At 70.7% G+C, this 22,502-nt stretch carries 21 protein-coding genes and 1 tRNA gene; 10 read left to right on the top strand and 12 right to left on the bottom strand.

Annotation, left to right across the window (positions count from 1 at the left end; genetic code table 11):
* Positions 1-229: 229 nt before the first annotated feature.
* Positions 230-706 carry a hypothetical protein gene (locus AB0L37_RS35270; RefSeq protein WP_365515112.1) on the bottom strand — a complete coding sequence of 159 codons (477 nt, stop codon included), beginning with the start codon at positions 704-706 and terminating at the stop codon, positions 230-232.
* 9 nt (positions 707-715) lie between these two features.
* Positions 716-1,186 carry an NUDIX domain-containing protein gene (locus AB0L37_RS35265; RefSeq protein WP_365515110.1) on the bottom strand — a complete coding sequence of 157 codons (471 nt, stop codon included), beginning with the start codon at positions 1,184-1,186 and terminating at the stop codon, positions 716-718.
* An 18-nt stretch (positions 1,187-1,204) separates the two neighbouring features.
* Here AB0L37_RS35265 and AB0L37_RS35260 point away from each other — a divergent pair, with 18 nt between their 5' ends.
* A complete protein-coding gene (locus tag AB0L37_RS35260) occupies positions 1,205-1,984 on the top strand; it encodes a GntR family transcriptional regulator (RefSeq protein WP_365515107.1) in 780 nt (259 codons plus the stop codon).
* A gap of 144 nt (positions 1,985-2,128) precedes the next feature.
* On the opposite strand, the gene AB0L37_RS35255 is transcribed toward AB0L37_RS35260, so the two are convergent.
* The 5 genes from AB0L37_RS35255 to AB0L37_RS35235 form a co-directional block, all read right to left on the bottom strand.
* Positions 2,129-2,311: a hypothetical protein gene (locus tag AB0L37_RS35255; protein ID WP_365515104.1), complete on the bottom strand. Its 183-nt coding sequence runs from the start codon at positions 2,309-2,311 to the stop codon at positions 2,129-2,131.
* 178 nt (positions 2,312-2,489) lie between these two features.
* Positions 2,490-3,902, bottom strand: coding sequence for a Cys-Gln thioester bond-forming surface protein (locus tag AB0L37_RS35250; RefSeq protein ID WP_365515199.1), 1,413 nt, complete (start codon positions 3,900-3,902; stop codon positions 2,490-2,492).
* 343 nt (positions 3,903-4,245) lie between these two features.
* Positions 4,246-4,677, bottom strand: a complete 432-nt coding sequence (locus AB0L37_RS35245; protein ID WP_365515101.1) for a single-stranded DNA-binding protein — start codon at positions 4,675-4,677, stop codon at positions 4,246-4,248.
* A gap of 122 nt (positions 4,678-4,799) precedes the next feature.
* Positions 4,800-6,560 (bottom strand): YfjP family GTPase, encoded by a 1,761-nt coding sequence (locus AB0L37_RS35240; RefSeq protein WP_365515098.1) that lies wholly within the window; start codon positions 6,558-6,560, stop codon positions 4,800-4,802.
* Between the two features lie 5 nt (positions 6,561-6,565).
* Complete coding sequence (locus AB0L37_RS35235) at positions 6,566-8,203, bottom strand: dynamin family protein (protein WP_365515095.1); 1,638 nt, start codon at positions 8,201-8,203, stop codon at positions 6,566-6,568.
* A 378-nt stretch (positions 8,204-8,581) separates the two neighbouring features.
* Between AB0L37_RS35235 and AB0L37_RS35230 the strand changes: the two genes are divergently transcribed.
* A tRNA-Arg gene (locus tag AB0L37_RS35230) sits at positions 8,582-8,654 on the top strand.
* A 105-nt stretch (positions 8,655-8,759) separates the two neighbouring features.
* On the opposite strand, the gene AB0L37_RS35225 is transcribed toward AB0L37_RS35230, so the two are convergent.
* Entirely contained in the window at positions 8,760-9,212 is a 453-nt protein-coding gene (locus tag AB0L37_RS35225) for a VOC family protein (protein ID WP_365515092.1), read from the bottom strand.
* 332 nt (positions 9,213-9,544) lie between these two features.
* Here AB0L37_RS35225 and AB0L37_RS35220 point away from each other — a divergent pair, with 332 nt between their 5' ends.
* From AB0L37_RS35220 to AB0L37_RS35200, 5 genes are all read left to right on the top strand, one after another.
* Complete coding sequence (locus AB0L37_RS35220; protein WP_365515089.1) at positions 9,545-10,966, top strand: carotenoid oxygenase family protein; 1,422 nt, start codon at positions 9,545-9,547, stop codon at positions 10,964-10,966.
* 210 nt (positions 10,967-11,176) lie between these two features.
* Positions 11,177-11,695: a hypothetical protein gene (locus AB0L37_RS35215; RefSeq protein ID WP_365515086.1), complete on the top strand. Its 519-nt coding sequence runs from the start codon at positions 11,177-11,179 to the stop codon at positions 11,693-11,695.
* An 84-nt stretch (positions 11,696-11,779) separates the two neighbouring features.
* On the top strand, positions 11,780-12,622 hold the full coding sequence (locus AB0L37_RS35210) for a DUF4097 family beta strand repeat-containing protein (protein WP_365515083.1): 843 nt from the start codon (positions 11,780-11,782) through the stop codon (positions 12,620-12,622).
* Between the two features lie 67 nt (positions 12,623-12,689).
* Positions 12,690-13,682: an ATP-binding cassette domain-containing protein gene (locus tag AB0L37_RS35205; protein ID WP_365515196.1), complete on the top strand. Its 993-nt coding sequence runs from the start codon at positions 12,690-12,692 to the stop codon at positions 13,680-13,682.
* Complete coding sequence (locus AB0L37_RS35200; RefSeq protein ID WP_365515080.1) at positions 13,679-14,467, top strand: ABC transporter permease; 789 nt, start codon at positions 13,679-13,681, stop codon at positions 14,465-14,467. Before AB0L37_RS35205 ends, AB0L37_RS35200 begins: the two co-directional genes overlap by 4 nt.
* A gap of 43 nt (positions 14,468-14,510) precedes the next feature.
* On the opposite strand, the gene AB0L37_RS35195 is transcribed toward AB0L37_RS35200, so the two are convergent.
* Positions 14,511-16,448, bottom strand: a complete 1,938-nt coding sequence (locus AB0L37_RS35195; RefSeq protein WP_365515078.1) for an AMP-binding protein — start codon at positions 16,446-16,448, stop codon at positions 14,511-14,513.
* 119 nt (positions 16,449-16,567) lie between these two features.
* On the bottom strand, positions 16,568-17,194 hold the full coding sequence (locus tag AB0L37_RS35190; RefSeq protein WP_365515075.1) for a TetR/AcrR family transcriptional regulator: 627 nt from the start codon (positions 17,192-17,194) through the stop codon (positions 16,568-16,570).
* Positions 17,195-17,331: 137 nt separating this feature from the next.
* Between AB0L37_RS35190 and AB0L37_RS35185 the strand changes: the two genes are divergently transcribed.
* From AB0L37_RS35185 to AB0L37_RS35175, 3 genes are all read left to right on the top strand, one after another.
* On the top strand, positions 17,332-17,799 hold the full coding sequence (locus AB0L37_RS35185) for an SCP2 sterol-binding domain-containing protein (RefSeq protein ID WP_365515072.1): 468 nt from the start codon (positions 17,332-17,334) through the stop codon (positions 17,797-17,799).
* A 7-nt stretch (positions 17,800-17,806) separates the two neighbouring features.
* Complete coding sequence (locus AB0L37_RS35180; RefSeq protein WP_365515070.1) at positions 17,807-19,021, top strand: acyl-CoA dehydrogenase family protein; 1,215 nt, start codon at positions 17,807-17,809, stop codon at positions 19,019-19,021.
* Between the two features lie 303 nt (positions 19,022-19,324).
* On the top strand, positions 19,325-19,765 hold the full coding sequence (locus tag AB0L37_RS35175) for a hypothetical protein (RefSeq protein ID WP_365515067.1): 441 nt from the start codon (positions 19,325-19,327) through the stop codon (positions 19,763-19,765).
* Between the two features lie 10 nt (positions 19,766-19,775).
* Here the strand turns inward: AB0L37_RS35175 and AB0L37_RS35170 are convergent, their stop codons facing one another.
* On the bottom strand, positions 19,776-21,329 hold the full coding sequence (locus tag AB0L37_RS35170; RefSeq protein WP_365515064.1) for a von Willebrand factor type A domain-containing protein: 1,554 nt from the start codon (positions 21,327-21,329) through the stop codon (positions 19,776-19,778).
* A gap of 166 nt (positions 21,330-21,495) precedes the next feature.
* Positions 21,496-22,374, bottom strand: coding sequence for an ABC transporter permease (locus tag AB0L37_RS35165; protein ID WP_365515061.1), 879 nt, complete (start codon positions 22,372-22,374; stop codon positions 21,496-21,498).
* Between the last annotated feature and the right edge of the window lie 128 nt (positions 22,375-22,502).

The following is a 22,502-nucleotide window of genomic DNA, read 5'->3' as shown; positions in this document are numbered from 1 at the left end:
CACGACGTTGGGGCCATGATCTTAGAGGCTCGCCCCAAAGTGGCTGCCTAAAGCCGTGGAGCCGACCGCCCCAGCCACAGAGGGTGTCTCCCCACTTCTGCCCGCAGCCGCCGAGCTCGCCGCCGGGCGCGGCCAGCCGGGGCGCAGACAGGAGGCAGGCCGCGCCGCAGAGGTGGCGCGCGCCCGCGCCGTGCGCGGGCCTTGATGAAGTAGGGAAAGTTCTATCGCGCTACGGTCCTGTGGCTGCCAGAGCTTCGCGGTTGAGTACGAGGCACTGCATCAGTTCGCTCATCGAGCAATCGATCTGGGCCTTGGGGATCGGATCAAAGTCCTTGATCTCGGGTGCTGTTGCACGGTAGTTGGAGGGTTCGATGCCCCAGGCCTCCACAAGGCTCCAGCCAGCCTGGACGTTCGCTGCACACCCGTCTGCCGATGAGACACGCAGCCAGGCAGTGCACTGATCCGAGAAGTCGTACGGCAGGTAGGCGACGCCTCCTGAACTTCGCAGCTCGTCGACCTGTTCCATCCACTGATCCAGCAGTCGGGCCAGACTCGCGCCGAGGTGCCGCAGCGCAGTGGGAGACTCGTCGATGGCGAAGTAGTACGAATCGCATCGGTGGCGGTACGGGCCAATCCACAACCGCAAATCGCTGTGGGCGCCCTTCGTTGATCGCCGCTCGAACTTGAGAGCAAGAGACGCAGCCATCTCCCCGCCCTAGCCTGCGTTGGGAGTCAGGCGGCGACCGTCGTGGCTTCGCACATGAGGGCCAGCCCCATCTAGGGCGTCCAGGAGCCGGATTGAGTAAACCTCGGCCATGTACTGCGTGACCTCGTCAGGCGTGAGCCACTCAACTGCCGCCGACTCGCTCGACGTTCGCTCGACACCGCCTGCGGGCTTACAGCGGAACACCAGGGCGACGACGCCTCGGGTCGTGTTCTTGTAGACCCCGGTCAGCTCGTCCACCTCGACGTGGATGCCGGTCTCTTCCCAGACCTCGCGCCTTACGCCTGCCTCGGGGGTCTCTTCGAGTTCGAGCACACCGCCGGGGAGTTCCCAGTGGCCATTGTCCGCGCGGCGGATCGCCAGCAGTCGGCCGTCGTCGCGGACCACCACTCCGGCTACGGACACGGAGTGCAGTGGCGTTGACTGGCCTTCCTGGGCGCTGTTACTCATGTACAGGAGCATAGGAGGAAGAGAAGGACTATGGAAACTGCAGTTGGAGAGGGGAGGGCCGTACCTCGGTACGTGCAGATCGCTGAAGACATCGTTCAGCAGATCAGGGGCGGAGTCCTCAAGCCCGGAGACATGGTGCCGAGTGAGTCGGAGCTGGTCGACCGCTACAACGTCTCGGGCGGCACGATCCGTAAGGCCATGGTTGAGGTGCGGGCCAGTGGGCTCGTGGAGACCCGGCACGGTAAGGGCTCGATCGTGAGGGACCGGCCGCCGGTGCGGCACCGTTCCTCGGATCGCTTCCGCCGTTCGCACCGCCAGGGCGGCAAGGCTGCCTACCTCGCCGAGTCTGCGCAGTCCGGCGCCACGGCAAAGGTCAGCGTGCTCTACATCGGGCCCATGGAGGCCCCGGAGGATGCGGCCGAACGTCTCGGAGTTGCGGCCGGTACTCAGGTCCTCGCGCGTCGGCGCCTCTACTTCCGCAACGGCACCCCGGTCGAGACGGCTTCCTCGTACCTCCCGTGGGACGTCGTGAAGGACATCCCCGAGCTGTTCGCCGAGAACCCCGGCGGTGGCGGCATCTACGCCCGTCTCGAAGACCACGGGCACGAGTTCGCGGAGTTCGTCGAGACGCTGCAAGCGCGGCCGGCCTCCAAGGCGGAGGCGTCCGAACTGGCGTTGAGCCCCGGTGCTCCCGTGGTTCATCTGATCCGTGAGGCCCGTACGACCGAGGGCCGTGTGGTCGAGGTGTGCGACACCCTCATGGCCGCTGACCAGTTCGTATTCGAGTACCGAATCCCCGCCGCCGACTGACGCTCGCTCAACTCCTCACAGCCCGCCGTGACTTATCTGTCGCGGCGGGTTGACTCATGTACAGGAGTGATGCACTCTTCTTCATGTCACTCATGTACATGAGTGACGGAGTTCAGCATCTACATAGGAGTGATCCGCTGTGCGTCAGATCCCCGTGCTGCGGTACCAGCCGTCCGCATCGCCGATCCAGGCGGACAGGGCGTCGAGGAAGCTGGGGAGATCCGCGTTCTCCCACGCACCGCCCTCCTCAGCGTGGCTGCGCCGCAGGGCCTGGACGAAGGCCGCCAGGTCTTCACGACTCTCGACGGATTCAGGTGAAGTGATCACGCCGGGCAACGTACACGGCGCGCTGGCACGGCTTCGTCCACGAGGGGCTACTGCGGCAGGCCGGCTACCGGACGGGCCGCGGTACGACCAGAACACGACCACGACCGGCAGGCCGCGCGGCGAACCACGCTGAGCCGTCCTAGGGGGACGGGGGAAGGCTCAGCGCGACACCCTCAGCTCACTCGCCCCGCCCCGGCGACTTCCGCTTCCTGACCAGGATCAGCGAGGCCCCGCCCGCCACCACCAGCAGAATGGCGATGCCCGCGATCACCGGCGTCGCGTTCGAGCTGCCGGTCTCGGCGAGGTCCGTGGCGCCCGTGCCGCCGACCGACGCCGGGCTGGGCTGCGTCGTGGTCTGGGTGCGCAGGCCGGCGTCGGCGGAGCCCGTGGCCGCGGCCACCGTGCGGCAGTCGAGGATGCCGCGCAACCGCTGCTCGAACCCGTGCGGCCCCTTGATCGTGAAGTCGTACGCCTGGTCCTCCTGAAGCGGAATCGTCACCGTCCGCTTCGCCCCGGGCTCGATCGTGTACCGCGTGCCCATCAGCTTGAAGGTGAACGGCTCGTCGCCCTTGTTCACCCCCGTGATGTCCACACCGCCCGCCGCGCAGTTCTTCCGCGCGGTCAGCGCCGGCAGTGCACCCTGCCGCGCCCAGGTCGCCGTCGCCGTCGCGGAGACCGTGGACTCGCTGGACCCGGCGAGGATCTGCGTCTGGCTGCGGGTGTCGGAGGTGAAGGCGCGGCCGACCGGCACGGTCGTCGACGCCTGCACGGTCAGCGCGGCGGAACCCGCCCCCGCGTCCTTCGGCACGTCGAAGAAAATCTGGCTGCCGTCGGCCGCGGACTCGACGGGCCTGCCCTTCCTGTCGACGACCTCCACCCCGCCGGCAGCGGCCTCGGCGGGCGGGATCACGGTGACGCTCTCCGCGTTCGTCCGCACCGTGACCGGACCGACCCGCTCCCCCGGGTGCCCGGAGACGGCCTGCGGCGACAGGCTCAGCGAGGCCTGCGGCTCACCGAGGTCGCGGGCGCTCTTCTCCAGGTAGTCGGCGAGCTTCTCGGCGGCGCCGCTCACCGCCTCGACATCGGCCTTGTCCGAGTAGCGCCAGATGGCGACCTGCGTGCCGGCCGCGGCGTCCTGCTCGGTCAGGCTGCCGGCCCCGGCCTTGCGGGCGAGCGCCGCGAGATCGTTGACCTGGGGGTACGAGTTCTGGAGGATCCAACGGATCTTGCCCGCACTGGAGTTGCCGCTCAGCGACGTGCCGCTCCAGGACGTCTCCTGGTACTTGGCGTCCGTCTGGGTCGGGTTGTGCAGGTCGATGCAGTACGTCTGCAGCATCCCGCCACCGTCGACCGTCATCTGGAACAGCCCCGCGGAGATCCGCTCGGTGCGCCCGTCCTCGTGGATCTCGGCCGCGCCGTACGTCTGAAGGCCGCCGATGGTGGCGCTCGCGCCGCCCTGCCCCTGGACGCCGTCGTCCGCGGAGGCCGGAGCGGCGCCGGATATCGCGCCGGCCACCACGAGTGACGACACCAGGCTCGCCGCGGCGAGGCGAGCGGTGCCTCGCCCGCGACGCGCGGCCTGTGAGAACACAGAAAACACGTAGTTCCCTTCAGGCGGGACGTCATGACACACACATGGGGGGTGGTGTCCCGCCGGCAGATCAATGCGTGGGCCGCAAAGGCCCCTTGAGCTACACCAGCTACACGAGCTGCTTCACGAGCTACTTGAGGTACGCCCGGCATCCTAAGGAAGCGGCCTATCACGATCCCCAGTGCTGTCCTCAGGCAACCGATCCGACTCGCAATCGTTATCGCCGACACCGCGTCCGAGCTGGGCTTATCGACAAATCACCGGCACGCACCGGCCAAAAGGAAGGGATAAGCCGGGATACCAATGAATAAGCCGTACTTCGGTCATCCGGTGCACGGCCGGCTCACCCCACCGGCGCCGGTTCGATCTCGAACGACGGCTCGTCCCTCGCCCGTTGCTCCTCGGCCGCCTGCGCCTTCCTTGCCGCCCGGCGGAACGCGGACGTGCCGCGCGAGAGATCGTGCCCGACCGCCGTCGCCTGGATGTCCGCGGACGTCCAGTGCTGCCCGCCCCGCTCCTCGTCGCGCACCTTCAACCGGCCCTGGACGATGACCGGTTCACCGATCGCGATCGACCCCTGCACGTTCGAACCGAGCATCCCCCGCGCCCACACCGTGAAGAAGTTCGTGTGCCCGTCCACCCACGCGTTCTGCACCTTGTCGAAGTGGCGCGGGGTGACCGCGAGCCGGAACCGTGCCACCGGCCCGGTCGGCAGCTCGCGGTACACCGGCGTCGTCGCTACGTTCCCCACGACCGTCAACAGCGTCTCGTTCATGTCGTACGCCCCTCCCGGCACGCGGAGCCCCCGCACGCCGTGATCCGAGTCGCGGCCCGGGCCCTCCCCGAACCGCGATCCCAGACTGCCCCCGCCCGCCGAATCCCGCCGACGCCTGTGCCCTACCGGCCGGTTGTGGAAAACCCGGCCACCCGTACGTACTGCTCCCGCACTTCCCGGTACCGCAGCAGCTCCGCCGCGACCGGGTCGAGCACCCGGGCCCTGCCGCACGCCGCGGCAGCGTCCCGCAGCCGCCGCTCCGCGTCCTGCCCGTACCGTCGCGCGGGCCCCTTCGCCGCGAGCCGGCACGCCCACTCCACGCACGGGCCGCCCACGATCCCGGCCAGCATCATCAGCACGGGCACGCCCAGGTTCGGCGGCACGACCCCGATGATCTGGCCCAACAGCCACAGCCCGCCCAGAATCTGAAGGATCGTCATGGAGGCCTGCACGAGCACGGCGACCGGCCACCACCCGGGCCGCGGCGGCCGCCCGGCACCGCTCTGACCCACGTGTCCGGCGCCCTGCGGCGGGTTCACGGCGAGCGCGTCCAGCGCCTCGGGCAGCCCTTCGGCGCCGCGCGTCGCCGCTTCCCGAACGGCCTGCCCCCACGCGGCGGGCAGCCCGGTCGCCGCGGCGTCGCCCACCGCGCGCACCGCGTGCTCCACGCGCTGGCGGGCCGTGGCCTCCTCCTCGGCCGGCGGCACGGGGGCCGGAGCCGGTGACGCGAGGGCGCGCTGAGCCTCGTACCAGCGCCAGAGCCTGAGCCAGGGGGTGCCGCACGCCTTGTTGGCGCCGCGGGCCCAGGCGCGTTCGGCGGCCTGCCCCGCCGCGGCCGCGCCCACCGCGTCGGCGAGCCGGTCGGCGAACTCCTCGCGGGCCTCCTCGCTCAGCCCGACCTGCCGCCCGGCCGCGTACACGGGCCGCAGCCGGTCGGCGGCCGCGTCGACGTCGGCGCCGATACGGCGGGCGGGGGCCCTGCGCTCGGCGGTGAACTGGTCGAGGGCGTCGCGCAGTTCGCCGACGCCCTCGCCGGTCAGCGCGGACAACGGCAGCACGGTGGCGCCGGGTTCACCGTGCTCGCCGAGCGCGATGCCGTCCTCGTCGAGCAGCCGCCGCAGGTCGTCGAGGACCTGCTCGGTGGCGTCGCCGGGCAGCCGGTCGACCTGGTTGAGCACCACGAACATCACTTCGGCGTGGCCCGCCATGGGCCGCAGGTAGCGCTCGTGGAGCATCGCGTCGGCGTACTTCTCGGGGTCGACGACCCACACGACGGCGTCGACGAGCGCGAGCACCCGGTCGACCTGCTCACGGTGTTCCGGCGCCGCGGAGTCGTGGTCGGGCAGGTCGACGAGGACGAGTCCTTCGAGCGCCGCGTCCCCGTGCTGCCCCTGCAACGGCCTGCGCCGCGACCGTCCCGGGATCCCGAGCCGGTCGAGGAGGCCCGCGGCGCCGTCCGTCCAACTGCACGCGATCGGCGCGGACGTGGTCGGCCGGCGCAGCCCGGTCTCCGAAAGTGCCACTCCGGCAAGCGAGTTGAACAGCGTCGACTTGCCGCTGCCGGTGGCTCCCGCGATGGCGACGACGGTGTGCCGCGCGGACAGACGCCGCCGCGCGGCCGCCTCGTCGAGCACCCGCCCGGCCTCCGCGAGGGTCCCTCCGTCGAGCCGGGTCCGCGAAAGCCCGACAAGCTCGCGCAAGGCGTCGAGCCGCTGCTTCAATTGCCCGTCGTACGTGGCCGAACCGGCCGCCGACTCATCGGCCCGGGGCCCGTCCTCGGACTGGTCACCGGCGCGCCGCGCGATGAGCCCGTCGTCCCAGGCCGCCCCTCCGGCATGTTCGGGGCGATCCGTGTGATCCGTGTGATCCGTGACGGCGGTCACCGCCCTCACCTCTCCTTCTGCAGCAGCGACAGGGCCGCGATCAGCTCGGCCTGGGGTTCGGGGCTGACGCCGAGGGTGTCGAGCGGCGCGAGCCGGCGTTCGCGCTCCGCGCCGAGGACGGTGTCGAGGTACTCGCTCAGCAGCCGCCCGCCGCGGTCCCGCAGCCGCAGCGCGGCCTGGGCGCCGATGCGCTCGGCGAGGTTCTCGCCCGCGGTCTTGGCCCGACGCCCGCCGAGCAGGGCCGTGGCGACGAGCGCGGCGACCACCTCGGGGTCGGGCGGCGCCGAGCCGTGCGCGTCCCCGACAGCCCGCACCTCCTCCTCGGCGTACTCCTCAAGGACCCTTCTCCATCGCCGTACGGCCATCCCGATCCGGTGCTCGGCGCTCTCCAACTCCGGGTCGCGCCCGCTCAGTCCGGGCGCCGCGCCGCCCGGCTCGCGCCGCCAGGCCTCGTCCACCCGCTCGTCGGCGGCGGTGACGGCACACAACAACAAGGCGCCCAGACTCTCCACGAGCGCGTCCAGCAACTCCCCCGCCGTGCAGTCCACCGGATAACTGCGCCACCGCTTCAGCGCGTCCCCGGCGAGCACCCGGCCTCCTTGCAGCCGGCTGCGCACGCGCGCGTGCTCGTTCTCGTACGCCTCCTCGACGGCCGTGGTGAGCCGGACGGTGGCGGAGTACTGGGCGGCGACGGCGGCGGCCAGTTCCGGCATCCGCACCCGCAGCGAGTCGAGCACGCCACGGGCCGTACGGGTCATGGCGAGCGCGCGGGCGTCGGGGTCCTGGGCGCGGTGCGTCAGCCAGGCCCGCAGCGGCGCGACGGCGGTGGCGGGCAGCAGCCCTCCGCCCCGGGTCGACTCGGGCAGCTCGGGCACCGTGAACCGGGGCACCTCACCGAGCCCGGCCTTGGCGAGCAGTGCCCCGTACTGCCGTGACACCTCTGCGACGACCTGATGCGGCACCCGGTCGAGCACGGTCACCAGGCTGGCGTCGTGGGCCTTGGCGGTACGCAGCAGGTTCCACGGCACGGCGTCGGCGTACCGGGAGGCGGTGGTGACCATGACCCAGACGTCGGCGGCACTGATCAAACGGGCCGCGAGCACCCGGTTCTCGGCGACCAGGGAGTCGATGTCGGGGGCGTCGAGCAGCGCGAGCCCGCGCGGCAGCGTGCCCGCGGTCTCCACCCGCAGGACCTGCTCCCCTTCGTCGAGTACGGGCGCGAGCGCGTCGTCGTCCTCCTCTTCCTCGCCCGCGTCGGCCTGGCGGGGCACCCACACGCGCGTGAGGTCGGGCAGGACCCGCATTCCGGAGAACCAGTGGTGGTCGTCCGGGTGGCAGACGAGCACCGGCGTGCGGGTCGTCGGCCGCAACACCCCCGCTTCGCTGACCACACGCCCCACGAGCGAGTTCACCAGCGTCGACTTGCCCGCCCCGGTCGAGCCGCCGATCACGGCGAGCAACGGCGCTTCGGGCGCCCGCAGCCGGGGCACCAAATAGTCGTCGAGCTGCGCGAGCAACTCACCGCGGTTGGCACGCGCGCGTGGCGCTCCCGCGAGGGGGAGCGGAAACCGCGCGGCGGCGACACGGTCGCGCAGCGCGGTAAGTGCGTCGAGCAGCTGAGGCCGTACGTCCAAGGTCACCACATGCGAAGAATGCCCAATTTTGGAGGCTTTCTGAAGCATATGACCACCTCTGCGCGCCGATAAGACACCAGTGGCCACCTCCAGGACCCGAATCAAGGGGTGCGATAGCGCACAGGAAGCGCACAGCGGGACGGAAGGGGAGACAGGGGGCGCAGGCATAACGAGTGCACAACACCCGGGGCGGGAGAAGCCAAAAGCGATGCACGATTCGTACCTGCCTGCGATTATCAGGACCGCTTCACTGAACCTCCACATCGATCCACGGAGACGAAACGGAGGCGAAGCAGCAGGGACAGGGCCCCGGGAGCCCTATCCTTGTCCCCGGCAAGGTCACGGATCACCCCCACCCCCGAGACCAACCCACCCGGCCACACACCGGCCCCCGTAGCTCAGTGGATAGAGCAGGCGCCTTCTAAGCGCTTGGCCGCAGGTTCGAGTCCTGCCGGGGGCGCCTCCAACAGGCTCCGCTTCGGCGGGGCCTTTTTGCTGGTCGGGGCGGGAGTCGCCGTCAGCATCGATGGAGCCGTCCGGCCCTGTCCGCGGCGAGGTTCGCCGGTTATCCCTCCGGCTGGCCGAGCTCCTGTGCGAGTCCGATGATGATCCCCTCCGGCCCCCGGATGTAGGCCAGGAGGTAGCTGTTCTCGAAGCGGGCGATCTCGCCCAGGAGTTCGGCGCCGTGCGGGCGCAGGCGGGCGAGCGTGTTCTCCACGTCGTCGACGGCGAACATGACGCGGTGGGTGCCCAGGATGTTGTGCGGGTTGTCGCGCCGTTCGGGGGCGGTCGCCTTCGGGGTGCGGTAGCGGGCCAGTTCGAGGCGGCTGTGGCCGTCGGGGGTGCGGATCATCGCGATGTCGCAGTGGACGCCGTCGAGGCCGGTGCACTGGTCGGCGAAGAGGCCCTGGACCTCGGCCCTGCCCTCCAGTTCCAGGCCCAGTTCCACGAAGAACGCGATGGCCGCGTCCAGGTCCTCGACGACGATGCCGACGTTGTCCATGCGGTGGATCGCCATGCCGGTCTCCTCTTTCCCTTTGTCGTCCGACCTGTTTACCTCTCCGGCGTGGCCACCGCTGGGATACCGGCGCCCTGGACGGTGCTCGTCGGGGCCGCCGGGAGCGGGTAGAGCACGCTCGGGCCCCGCGACACCGAGCCGCTCGACACTCCAGCCGGCCTCGCCGCAGCGCGCGTGTCGGGCCGGACTCGTCGTGACGCGGGCGGTCCTCACCGGCGACCAGGATCCCGTTCGGGTCGCGGAAGGGACCGCCGCCCGCTGAAGTCCGTGCGCGGGGTCGACCCCGTCGCCGTTCAGGTGGATGGTGGAGGTCTCGTGGGCTGGAGGTCTCCATGGACGGTCAGGGCCGGAATCCTTATCTGCGGGGGCTGTTCGCGCCCGTTCGTGAAGAAGTGACCGCGCGTGGGCTCGCGGTGACCGGGCGGGTTCCCGACGGGCTCGACGGGCGGTTCCTGCGCAACGGGCCCAATCCGCTGAACGTCGACGACCCGGCCGCGTACCACTGGTTCAGCGGCCCCGGCATGGTGCACGGGGTGCGGCTGCGCGACGGGCGGGCCGAGTGGTACCGGAACCGGTGGGTGCGCAGTGACGCCACCGCCGCGCTCCTCGGCGACAAGGCCATTCACGGGCCCCGCCACCTCGACATGGACTTCGCGCCCAACACGCACGTGCTGCGGTACGCGGGGCGTTACCTCGCCACCGTGGAGGGCGGACCGCTCCCGTACGAGCTGGACGGTGACCTCGCGACCATCGGTCCTTTCGACTTCCAGGGCACCCTGCCGGGCGGGTTCGCCGCGCACACCACGGTCGACCCGGTCAGCGGTGAGCTGCACGCGGTCGCCTACTGCTGGGCGTATCCGTACGTGCAGTACCTGGTCGTGGGCGTCGACGGGCGGGTGCGGCGGTGCGTGAACGTGCCCGTCGAGGGGCGGCCGATGATGCACGACTTCTCGCTCACCGCCTCGTATGTGTTGCTGTACGACCTGCCCGTGGTGTTCAACCCGGACGTCGCCAGTTCCCCGTCCTCGCTCCCGTACGTGTGGGATCCCGAGCGCACGCCACGGCTCGGGGTGCTGCCGCGCGAGGGCCGCGCCGAGGACATCCGGTGGCTGGAGGTCGAGCCGTGCTTCGTCTTCCACCCGATGAACGCGTACGAGGACGGGGCCGGGCTGATCACCGTGCATCTCGTGCGCTACGACCGGATGTTCGGTTCGCACGACAGCCGGGGGCCCGACGAGACGCCGCCGAAGTTCGTGCGCTGGACGGTCGATCTCGTCGCCGGGACCGTGCGCGAGGACCAACTGGACGAGCGGGCCGTCGAGTTCCCGCGCGTCGACCCGCGGCGGGCGACCGGCGCGCACCGGTACGGGTACGGAGTTCTTGAGCCGGAGGACGGTTACGGCGGGGGCGGGCGGGCGCGGCGGCATCTGCTGTCCCCCTCGTCGCCCGCGCCCGGGCCGGCCCAGGTCGGGATCGGCCTCGTCAAGTTCGACCTGGAGCGGGGCGGCAGCGAGCGGCACCTGTTCCATCCGGACGGCGACGTCGGCGAGGGTGTCTTCGTGCCGTCCGCCGCCGGGAGTGCCGAGGACGACGGCTGGCTCCTCGCGTACGCCTTCGATCCCGACCGGGGCGCCACCGACCTGGTGATCCTCGCCGCGCAGGATCTGGCGGGCGGTCCTGTGGCGCGGGTGCATCTGCCGGTGCGGGTGCCCGTGGGGTTCCATGGGAACTGGGTGCCGGATCACGCGGGGTGAGGGCGACACCCCGAGTGGCGCCAGGTGGCGTCGAGTGCCATCGAGTGGCATCGAGTGGCGTCACGTGATGCCATCTGGGTGCCGTGTGGGGCGTTCCGTGGCGCCTGAACCGCCCGGCTGCTGGTAAGGATTCCGGCCTGACCTGCACATACGCCAACCTCGCACCATCAGGGGTTGCATGTGGCGCCATGATGGTGCCACTATGACGTCATGGACCTCACGCCGTATGTCGACACTCTCCGCCGGGAACTCGCGGTGGCCGCCGAAGCCGGCGGCGACGAAGCACGCGAGCTGGCCGAGCGGCTCACCGCTCCCCTGGAGTCGGCCGCCCGACTGACTCTGCTCAACGTGCTCTCCGCCGCGATGGACGAGATCACCCGTGAACTCGCCCCCGGCTCGGTCGACGTACGGCTGCGGGGGCTCGACCCCGACTTCCAGGTGACACTGCCGCCGAGCGACCGCGGCGCCCCCGCCGAGTCGGCCGCGCCCGCCGATCTCCACAAGGCCTCCGCCCCGGTCGAGGGCGACGAGGGCGGCACCGCCCGCGTCAATCTGCGGCTGCCCGCCCACCTCAAGGCCCGCGCCGAGGAGGCCGCGAGTCGCGAGGGGCTTTCGGTCAACGCGTGGCTGGTGCGCGCCGTGTCGGCCGCGGTCGACGGCGGCGGCAGGCCGCGCACGCCGGAGCGGACCACGTCCGTCGGACAGAGCTTCACGGGCTGGGTGCGCTAGCCGCACGCCGGGCCCAGGAACGAGAACGGCACACCACGTCCCACCAGCGGGGACGACCCAACGAGTCAAGAGGACGGGACAGCCATGCCTGCTTTCGACACCCCCGGAGCCATCTCGGTCACCGCCCATGTGGGCGCCGGCTCCATCCAGTTCACCGCGAGCGACCGCACCGACACCCTCGTCGAGGTGCTGCCGGGCGACCCGAAGCGGGACAAGGACGTGCGCGCCGCCGAGCAGACCGAGGTCTCCTTCGCGGGCGGCGCCCTCACCGTACGGACCAGGGAGCGCCGCATGATCGGCCCGAGCGGCGTCGTCCGCGTGACGGTCGACCTGCCCACCGGCTCGCACATCGACACGACCGGGGCCTGGACCCAGGTGCTCGGCGAGGGCCGGCTCGGGGAGGTCCGCGTGAAGATCTCGACCGGTGACGTCCGCTTCGACACCACCGGGCCGCTGCGCCTGGCCGTCTCGCACGGCGCGATCACCGTGGACCGGGTCGAGGGCAACGCCGAGATCACCTCGAGCTCCGGCAGCATCCGCGTCGGCCATGTGGACGGCGCGGCCGTCGTGAAGAACTCGCACGGCAGCACCGTCGTCGGCACCGCCACCGGCGAGCTGCGGGTCAGCGGCGCCAACGGCGACATCGACATCCGGCGCGCCGAGAGCTCGGTCGCCGCCACCACCGCCCACGGCGCGCTGCGGGTGGCCGAAGTGGTCCGCGGCACCGTCCAGCTGGAGACCTCGTACGGCTCCATCGACATCGGTGTCCGCGAGGGCACGGCCGCCTGGCTCGACGCCACCTCGGGACAGGGGCAGGTGCGCAACACGCTCACCGCCTCCGAATCGCCGGAGGCGAGCGACGACACGGTCGAGGTCCGCGCCCGTACGAAGTTCGGCAACATCGACGTGCGTCGCGCCAAGGGCTGACACCGCACAGGACTTCCCTTCACTCCCCCGCCCCCTCGAACTGGAGGGCCCCATGCCTTCTTCTGTCATGCCCATGTCCAGGCAGGGCGACGGTCAACTGCCGCCCGCCGCCATCTCGACCGTCGGCCTGCGCAAGTCGTACGGCGACAAGACCGTCCTCGACGGCATCGACCTGCGCATCCCCGCCGGTTCCGTCTTCGCACTGCTCGGCCCGAACGGCGCCGGGAAGACGACGACCGTGCGGATCCTGTCCACGCTCCTCGACGCCGACGGCGGGCAGGCGCAGGTCGCCGGGCACGATGTCGCCGCCTCACCGGACGGGGTGCGCGCCGCGATCGGTGTCACCGGGCAGTTCGCCGCGCTCGACGACATGCTGACCGCCGAGGAGAACCTGCTCCTCATGGCCGACCTGCTGCGCCTCGGCAAGCGCGAGGGCAGGAAGCGGACCGCGGAACTCCTGGAGCGGTTCGCCATCGCCGACGTCGCCGGGAACCGCGCCGCCACCTTCTCCGGCGGCATGCGGCGCCGGCTCGACCTCGCCATGACACTCGTCGGCGACCCGCGGGTGATCTTCCTCGACGAGCCGACGACCGGGCTCGACCCGCGCAGCCGCCGCACCATGTGGGAGACGGTCAGGACGCTGGTCGCCGGTGGCGTCACCGTCTTCCTGACCACGCAATACCTGGACGAGGCCGACCAGTTGGCGGACCGGATCGCCGTGCTCGACGGCGGGCGGATCGTCGCCGAGGGCACCGCCGACGAGCTGAAGGCGCAGATCCCCGGCAGTCACGTACGCCTGCGGTTCCACGCGTTCGACGAGTACGAGCGTGCCGCCGGCGCCTTCCCCGCCGCGGCCCGTGACGACGAGAACCTCGCCCTGCGCATCGCGAGCGACGGCGACCTCGCCGCGCTGCGCGCCCTGTTCGACCGGCTCGACGCGCACGGGGTGCGCGCCGCCGACTTCTCCGTGCACACCCCCGACCTCGACGACGTGTTCCTCGCCCTGACCGGTGACGGCACCGAGGCCGGCTCCCTCCACGTCAAGGAGTTCCAGCGATGAGCACGCTCACGTACGCCGTGCACGACTCGATGACGATGCTGCGGCGCAACCTCAAGCACGCGCTGCGCTATCCCGCCGTGTCGCTGGGCCCGGCGATGATGCCGATCCTGATGCTGCTGCTCTTCGTGTACGCGTTCGGGGACTCGATCGGCGCGGGGCTGCCGGGCGACGGCGGCCGGTCGGCGTATCTGGAGTATCTGACGCCCGGGATCGTCATCATGGGCGTGGCCGCCGGGGCCATGTCGACCTCGATCGCGGTCTGCCAGGACATGACCGAGGGCATCATCAACCGCTTCCGCACCATGAACATCACGCGTTCGTCGTTCATGACGGGCCATGTGCTCGGGAGCGTCCTGACGACGCTGGTCGGCCTGGTCCTCGTCGTGGTCGTCGCCGTCGCGCTGGGGTTCCGGCCCGACGCCAACCCCGTGGAGTGGCTGGCGGCGGCCGGGCTGCTCGCGGCCATCGCGTTCGCGGTGGCGTGGCTGTCGGCGGCGCTCGGCCTGATCTCCAAGACGGTCGAGTCCGCGAGCAACAAGCCGCTGCTGATCCAGTTCCTGCCGTTCATCGGCTCCGCGTTCGTGCCGGCCGATTCGATGGCGCCGGGCCTGCGCTGGTTCGCCGAGAACCAGCCGTTCACGCCGATGACCGAGACGCTGCGCGGGCTGCTCACCGGCTCGGAGATCGGCAACGACGGGTGGATCTCGCTCGCCTGGTGCGTGGGGATTACGCTCGTCGGCTATCTGTGGTCGCGGTCGCTGTTCAGCCGGACCACCAAGCGCTGACGTCGCCGGCGAACGACTCGCGAACGACTCGCGAACGGCCTGCTCACGCGCCGTACAGTTCCTCGATCTCGCGCTCGTACGCCGCCATGACGGCCCCGCGCTTGATCTTCAGGGACGGGGTGAGCAGGCCGTTGTCCTCCGTGAACTCGCCCTCCACCAGGGTGAATCTGCGGATCGACTCGGCGCGCGAGACGGCCTCGTTGGCGTAGTCGACGGCCTTCTGGACGGCGGCGACCATCCTCGGATCGGCGATCACCTCGGACATCGGGGTGTCGGGGGGCAGCTTGCGCACGCTCAACCAGTGGGCCACGGACTCCGGTTCGAGGGTGATGACGGCGGCCACGTAGGAGCGGTTGTCGCCGACGACGAGGCACTGACCGACGGGTGAGCGGCTGCGCAGCCGGTCCTCCAGGACCGCCGGCGAGACGTTCTTGCCGCCGCTCGTGACGAGGATGTCCTTCTTGCGGCCGGTGATCGTGAGGTAGCCCTCGTCGTCGAGCGCGCCGAGGTCGCCGGTCGCGAACCACCCGTCCTCGTCCAGGACTTGACTGGTCGCGTCCTCGTTCTGCCAGTACGCGCCGAAGACGATGCCGCCCTTGATGAGCACCTCGCCGTCGTCCGCGATCCGGACGGTGGTGCCGGGCACGGGCAGGCCGACAGTGCCCGGGCGGGGCCGCAGCGGCGGGGTGATCGTGGCGGCGGCGGTCGTCTCGGTCAGGCCGTAGCCCTCGTAGATCACGATTCCGGCGGCGTAGAAGAAGAGGTTGAGGTTGCGGTCGAGGGGTGAGCCGCCGCTGATCGCGTAGCGGAGCCGGCCGCCCAGCTCCTTGCGGACGCGGCGGTAGACGAGCAGGTCGTAGAGGGCGGCGGCGAGGCGGAGGCCGGGGCGCGGGCCGGCCCCGCCACCTGTTTGCAGGAAACGGGCGAGGTGTTCCTCCCCGAAGCGGACCGCGATCCGGTCGGCCCGGTCGAAGGACGCGCCCCGGCCGATCTTCTCCGCTGTGGCCCGGCCCGTGTCGTGGATCTTCTCGAAGAGGTACGGGACGCCGACCACGAACGTCGGCCGGAACGAACGGAGTTCGGGCCTCAGCTCGTCCGGCTTGATGCTCGCACAGTGCCCCAGTTCGATACGGGCGAGGAGGCAGGCGACCTGGATCGTGCGACCCAGGATGTGCGCGAGGGGGAGGAAGAGGAGCGTCGACGCGACCTGGCCGGTGATCGCCTTGAAGATGGGGTGCAGCAGCTCGACCGTGTTGGCGGCTTCCGCGTGGAGGTTGCCGTGGGTGAGGACGCAGCCCTTGGGTTTGCCGGTGGTGCCGGACGTGTAGCAGATCGTCGCGACGCTGTCGGGGGTCAGGGCCGAGCGCCGCTTGGTGATCTCTTCGTCGTCGATCTCCCTTCCCTGCGTGGCGAGTTCGAGGATCGCGCCCGCGTCCAGTTCCCAGGTGCGGGGGCGGTCGGGCTCGGGGAGGGCGGCGAGGGCGGTCTCGGCCGTGGCGGCGTTCTCCGGGGTCTCCACGATCAGCATCCGGGCGCCCGAGTCGCGCACGATCCACTCGATCTGGTCCGGCGACGACGTGGCGTAGATGGGGACGGTCCGGCCGCCCGCCGCCCAGATCGCGAAGTCGAGGACCTCCCATTCGTAGCGCGTACGGGACATCAGCGCGACGGCGCCGCCCGGTTCGAGGCCCGCCGCGATCAACCCCTTTGCCGCGGCGGTGACTTCGCGGGCGAAGGCGGCCGCGGTGACCGGCCGCCACTCCCCCGCCTCCTTGCGGCGCAGGACGACCGCGTCCGGCGCCTCGGCGGCGTTCACGAACGGGATGTCGGCGGGGGTGGTGCCGTTCGAGGGGGGTGCGGCCAGGGCGGGGACGTGTGCCTCGCGTACCGTCCCATGCTCGTCCCTGACCAGTTCGGCCTTGGCGCGGTCGGCGAGGTGCGCCTGCTTCCTGGCCCTCTTCAGATCCTTGCGTACGCCCATGACGGCTCCCGGTCGCGCGGCTGCTCGGACTTACTGGGAGGTCAACTTACTCGCGCGTAAGGAAAGTTCAATGGGGTGCGGGGAATCGGCGGGCGCGGGCCTGGCTCGGGGGCGCGGCGTTACGGCAGCCAGACCTCGCCCGCGAGGACGTCGCGCATACCCACCCACACCATGTTCATCAGGCGCAGCGTGATGCCCTCGGGCGACTGGTCGGGATGGCTCTCCATCCAGTCCGTGAGCGAGTCGGCCGCGCCGACCAGGGCATGGGCCACGAAGTCGGCGTCCTCGTCGCCGAGTTGAGCGCTGCGGATTCCGTCCGCGAGGCCGTCCCGTATGCCGTCCCCGATCAGGGACGCCACCTCCGCCATCACCGCGCGCCGCGCCTCGGCGACGGCCCCGGCGATCACTTCGCTCAGCTCCGAGGCCTGCCGGTGCAGCACGACCCAGCTGTCACGGTGCTCGGCGACGAACGCGAAGAACGCCGACAGGCCCGCGTGCAGCCGCAGTTCGGGCGCAGGGCCCGCGTCGCGCGCCGCCACCTGGAACGCCGCGACGAGCCGCTCCGCCTCGCGGCGCAGGCACGCGAGGAACAGCCCCTCCTTGGAGTCCAGGTACAGATACACCATCGGCTTGGAGATTCCGGCCAGTTCGGCGATCTCGTCCACGGACGCGGCGTGGTAGCCACGCTTGGCGAAGACCCGTACGGCCACGTCGATGATCTGCTGCTCGCGCTCGTGGCGCGGCACGCGCTTCCTTCGCGCTGCCGTGCGCCCTTGAGCCGCTTCCGATCTCCCCGTCACCCTTGTCAGCCTACCTACGTCGCCGTAACCTTACCAATCGGTAAGTTTACTGAACGGTAAGCAGCGGTGAGGAGAGTGGCTTCATGAGTGGTGCCGACGAGATCGCGGCCCTCGACTTCGCGAGCGTCACGCCCGAGGAGTTCGCCCGGATCGTGAAGGGCCTGTCCGCCAAGGAGATCAACGAGATCGCCGAGGACGCCGCGCTGCGCGCCCGCGTCCTCAAGGAGGTCTTCGGACGCATGGAGCGGCAGTTCAAGCCGGACGTCGCCGGGTCCCTCGAAGCGCTGATCCGCTGGAAGGTGACGGCCCAGGGCGACAGCCCCGAGGCCGTCTACGAGACCAGGATCTCCGACGGTACGTGCACGGTGACCGAGGGCCGCTCGGACGCGGAACCCCGCGTGACGCTGATCATGGGCGACGCCGACTTCCTGAAGCTCGTCTCCGGCAACTCCTCCCCGGTCACGATGTTCATGATGCGCAAGGTGAAGATCGCGGGCGATGTCGCGCTCGCGTCCGGCCTGACCCGCTACTTCGACATCCCCAAGGCGTGATGCCGCCGTGGCCTTCTCCCTCGAACTGAGCGAGGAACAGCGGGACTTGCGGGACTGGGTGCACGGCTTCGCCGTCGACGTGGTGCGCCCCGCGGCCGCCGAGTGGGACGAGCGCGAGGAGACGCCCTGGCCGGTGATCCGGGAGGCCGCGAAGATCGGCCTGTACGGGTTCGAGTCCCTCGCCGAGATGTTCGGCGACCCGAGCGGGATCTCCCTCCAGATCGCGAACGAAGAGCTGTTCTGGGGCGACGCCGGCATCGGCATGGCCCTGTTCGGCACGTCGCTCGCCGTCGCCGGGATCTTCTCGTCCGGCACCCCCGACCAGCTCGCCGAGTGGGTGCCGCAGTGCTACGGCGACGAGGCGGACCCCAAGGTCGCCGCCTTCTGCGTCTCGGAGCCGCAGGCCGGGTCCGACGTGTCGGCGATGCGGACGCGGGCCCGCTACGACGCGGCCAAGGACGAGTGGGTGATCAGCGGGCAGAAGGCCTGGATCACCAACGGCGGCATCGCGAACGTGCATGTCGTCGTGGCGTCGGTGGATGCCGAGCTGGGTGCGCGCGGGCAGGCAGCTTTCATTGTGCCACCTGGGACGGCCGGACTCGAAGGCGCCAAGAAGATACGGAAGTTGGGTCTGCGGGCCTCCCATACCGCCGATGTGTTCCTCGACGACGTGCGCGTGCCCGGACACTGCCTGCTCGGCGGGCGCGAACGCCTTGAAGCGCGGCTCGCGCGGGCCCGGGACGGATCCAGGGGCGGGCGCGGGCAGGCCGCCATGTCGACGTTCGAGGTCAGCCGACCCACCGTGGGGGCGCAGGCGCTCGGGATCGCCCGGGCCGCGTACGAGTACGCCCTGGAGTACGCGGGCGAGCGCGAGGCGTTCGGGCGGCCGATCATCGAGAACCAGGCGATCGCGTTCGCCCTCGCTGACCTGCGCACCGAGATCGAGGCGTGCCGGCTGCTCATCTGGCAGGCCTCCTGGATGGCCCGCAACGACAAGGTCTTCGACGCCGCGCAGGGGTCGATGTCGAAGCTGCGGGCCGGTGAACTCGCCGTCGCCGCAAGCGGGAAGGCCGTGCAGGTGCTCGGCGGGGCCGGGTACAGCCGGGAGCATCCGGTGGAGCGGATGTATCGGGACGCGAAGATCTACACCATCTTCGAGGGGACCAGTGAGATTCAGCGGCTGGTCATCGCCCGGGCCATCTCCGGGCGGCAGATTCGGTGAGCAGGTCGGTTGAGTAGCTGTACTCATGACCCGGGTGGTCTTCGGGCGAAAACTGCCTCCATGAGACTTTTCACTGTTCAACGTGCCCTGTGCTGCTTGGTGTTGGCTGTCGTGGCTGCGACGGGGGTCACCGGCTGTGGGGGCGGGGGCGCGCCGCGAAGTGAAGCTCATGTGCGGGCTGCTTCGTCGTTCCCTTCTGGTGCTGGTTTCAGTGACGACGAGACCGGGAGCCCCGAGTTCTTCGCCTTCGCCGAGATGCTCGACAAGGTCAGTTCGCCATGTGCGCCGTACGCGAAGGAGGACATGGACGACGACGAAGCCGACGAGGGCACCGAGGCGCCCCGCGCGGCGAGGGATCTGCCGTTGCCCTCGCTCTCCGTCCCACAGGACGCTCTCTCCGCCGACCCGGCCCGCGACCCCGACCTCCTGAAGAAGGAGGTGAAGCTCGGCAAAGCCGAACAGTGCGCCGCCCGCGAGCACGAGCGCCGGATCCGCAAGGCGCTGCGCGGCATCGAATCCGCGGGCCCGCAACAGGTCGGCGCCGCGCTCCGGCGCCTCGGCTATGACGACGCCGCGATGGACGGGCCCCGGCGCGCCGGGGACTCCGTGCGTTTTCTTCTCGATCTGCGGTTCATGGGCGCCCAGTTGTGTCTCGGCGGTGATGTCTCCGCTGACAGGATCGCCTTCGATCCGTACGGTGGCGCGCCCGAGGTGGCGTGCGCCGATGTGCGGCGCACCGGGTGATCCGTGGGTCCTACTCCGCCGCCTTCAGGGCTGACGCCTGGCGTACCGCTTCCGCCATGGCCCGTACGTCTGCGTCTTCCGTTTCGTCTGCCAACTGGCGCGTCAGCGTTGCCAGTTCGGTGAGCGATGGCTCGCCGGGGAGTGTCGCCTTCGAGGCGTCGCCCAGGCTGTGCGCGAAGTACGTCGCTGCCGCGTCGACCCTCAGGCGGAGTTCCGTCTCGTCCGACCAGAGGTCGCGGTCCAGGTCGGACGCGGCGACGGTGCCGGACTCCTCGCGGGGCGCGCGACTGTCGGGGTCGAGCCAGCGGACCGTCGCCTTCGCTATGCGGCCCGACGCGCCCTCGCGGAGCTTGACCGCGTACAGGGCCGTCACCGTGTGGCCCGGGCCGATCTCGCCGCCGTCGACGCGGTCGTCGCGGAAGTCGTCGTCGGCGACGCGGCGGTTCTCGTAACCGAGGAGACGGAAGTCCGTGACGTTCTTCTCGTCGAAGGCGACCTGCGCCTTCGCATCCCGCGCCCTCAACTCGACGTTCGCCGGAAGCTGTTGGACGAAGACCTTGCGGGCGTCCTCGGGCGTCGACACATACGTGGTGTGGCCGTCGCCCTTGTCGGCCAGCTGCTCCATGAGCGCGTCGCCGTAGTCGCTGCCCACCCCTACGCCGAAGAGCGTGATGCCGTGGTCGCGGCGGGCGTCCGTGATGCGTTCCAGGATCGCGTCCGCTGTCGTCCGACCGGTGTTCGCCAGGGCGTCGGAGAGGAGCACCACTCGGTTCGTCGCGCCGTCGCGTGTTCCTCGTACCGCGGTGTCGTAGCCCGTGCGGATGCCCGCGTCGAGGTTGGTGGAGTCGGTGGGTTCGAGGGTGTCCACCGCTTCCAGGATGCGGTCTCGGGCCGTGCCGTCACGGGCGCCGAGGCGGGTCATCGGGACTACCGTTTTCGCCTCGTCGCTGAACGTGACCAGCGCTATGGAGTCGTCCGGGCCCAGTTGCCCGGTGAGCGTTGTCAGTGACTGTTTGACCAGGTCCAGGCGGCCCGGCTCGCCCATCGAACCCGAGATGTCGACCACGAACGTCAGCGCCGCGGGTGGGCGTTCCCCCGATGCCGGGGCCTGCGCCGTCGCCAGGCCCACCCTCATCAGGCGCCAGCCGTCGTGGCCCATGCGGGCGCCGTCCATCGTCACGGAGAAGCCGTTGCCCTCGGGGCGCGGGTAGTTCTGGCGGAAGCTGTTGACGAACTCCTCCGGGCGGACCGAAATCGGGTCCGGGAGGCGGCCCTCCTGGAGGGAGCGGCGCGCGTACCCGTAGGAGGCCGTGTCCACGTCCAGGGCGAAGGTGGAGAGGTGGTTCGGGTCGGGGGTGGTGTTCTCCTTCCGGCCCTTGGCGTCCGGGGCTACGGATGCCGCTGGTTCGTCGGCTGTGCTTCCGCCTCCGGTGACGCCCTGGTTCGCCTTCCCCTTCGCCGAGTCCGGGGAGTCCGCTGAGCCTCCTGGGCCGCCGCATCCTGTGAGCAGCAGCCCCGTTGTCAGTACCGCCGCCAGAGCCGTCCCTGCCGAGCCGATCCTCATGCCCGCCCCTCCCGTACGCCGATGTCCTGTGACTGTGACGTGCGGGACGGGTCGAGTGTTCGTTCCTCGCGGTTGCGCCTTGGCCTCAAAGGGGTTACGGGAGGCGGCAGTTGTGACCGGTGGGTGATCCTCCGGAGATCTCGCCGTGCCGCGCGCCCTGCGTCTCCTACGACACGATGTCCTTGCGCGCGAATCCCCTGAACGCCAGGGCGAACAGGACCAGCGCGTACGCCACCGAGACCGACGCCCCCTGGATCATGCCGCTCCACTCCGGCTGCGGCTGGATCATGTCCGCCCAGGCGAACTGCCAGTGCGCGGGCAGGAAGTCGCGCCAGTCGCCCAGGGCCGTGACCGCGTCGAGGACGTTGCCGACGATCGTGAGGAAGACCGCGCCGCCCACCGCGCCGAGGGGGTTGTCCGTCTTCGTCGACAGCCAGAACGCCAGGCCCGCCGTGACCAGTTGGGACACGAAGACGTACGCGATCACTACGAGGAGGCGCTGCGCCGCCGTGCCCGCGTCGAGCGCGCCGCCGGTCGGGATCTCCAGCGGGCCCCAGCCGTACGCGGCCGTGCCCACGGCGAGGGCGACGACGGGGAGCAGGAGCATCGCGGCGAGGCTGAGGGCCAGGGCGACGGTCAGCTTGGACCACAGGAGGCGGGCTCGGGGGACGGGGGCGGCGAGGAGGTAGCGCAGGCTGGACCAGTTCGCCTCGGAGGCGATGGTGTCGCCGCAGAAGAGGGCGACCGGGATGACGAGGAGGAAGCCGGCGGAGACGAAGAGGCAGGTCGCCGCGAAGTTCGCGCCGGAGGCCGTGGCCGTGTCCATGAGGGTCACCGCGCCGTTGCGGCCGCCCGGGTCGCCGCCGATCGCGAAGGCGATGACGAGGATGAACGGGAGCAGGGCCAGGACGGCGGCCATGGCGAGGGTGCGGCGGCGCTTGACCTGGCGGATCAGCTCCACGCGGAACGGGAGGGTGCGGCCGGGGCGGTAGCCGTCGGCGAGTTCGGTGACCGGGGCCGGGGGTGGCGCTGTTTCGGCGGTCATGCTGGGCCTCCGGGCGTCGTTCGCCTGCGAGTGGTGGGGGCGGGGCCGTGCCGGGGTGCCTCCTCGGCCGGATTGGTGTCGTCGCCTCCGGACGACCAATGTCGGGTGCGGCTGCGCTGAGTGCCTGC

Origin of the sequence: Streptomyces sp. NPDC052225 (assembly GCF_040679615.1) — a bacterium.
In the GTDB taxonomy this organism is placed as follows: Bacteria; Actinomycetota; Actinomycetes; order Streptomycetales; family Streptomycetaceae; genus Streptomyces.
Note: the sequence above shows the minus strand (reverse complement) of the source record. Positions and strands in the feature narration are given on the sequence as shown.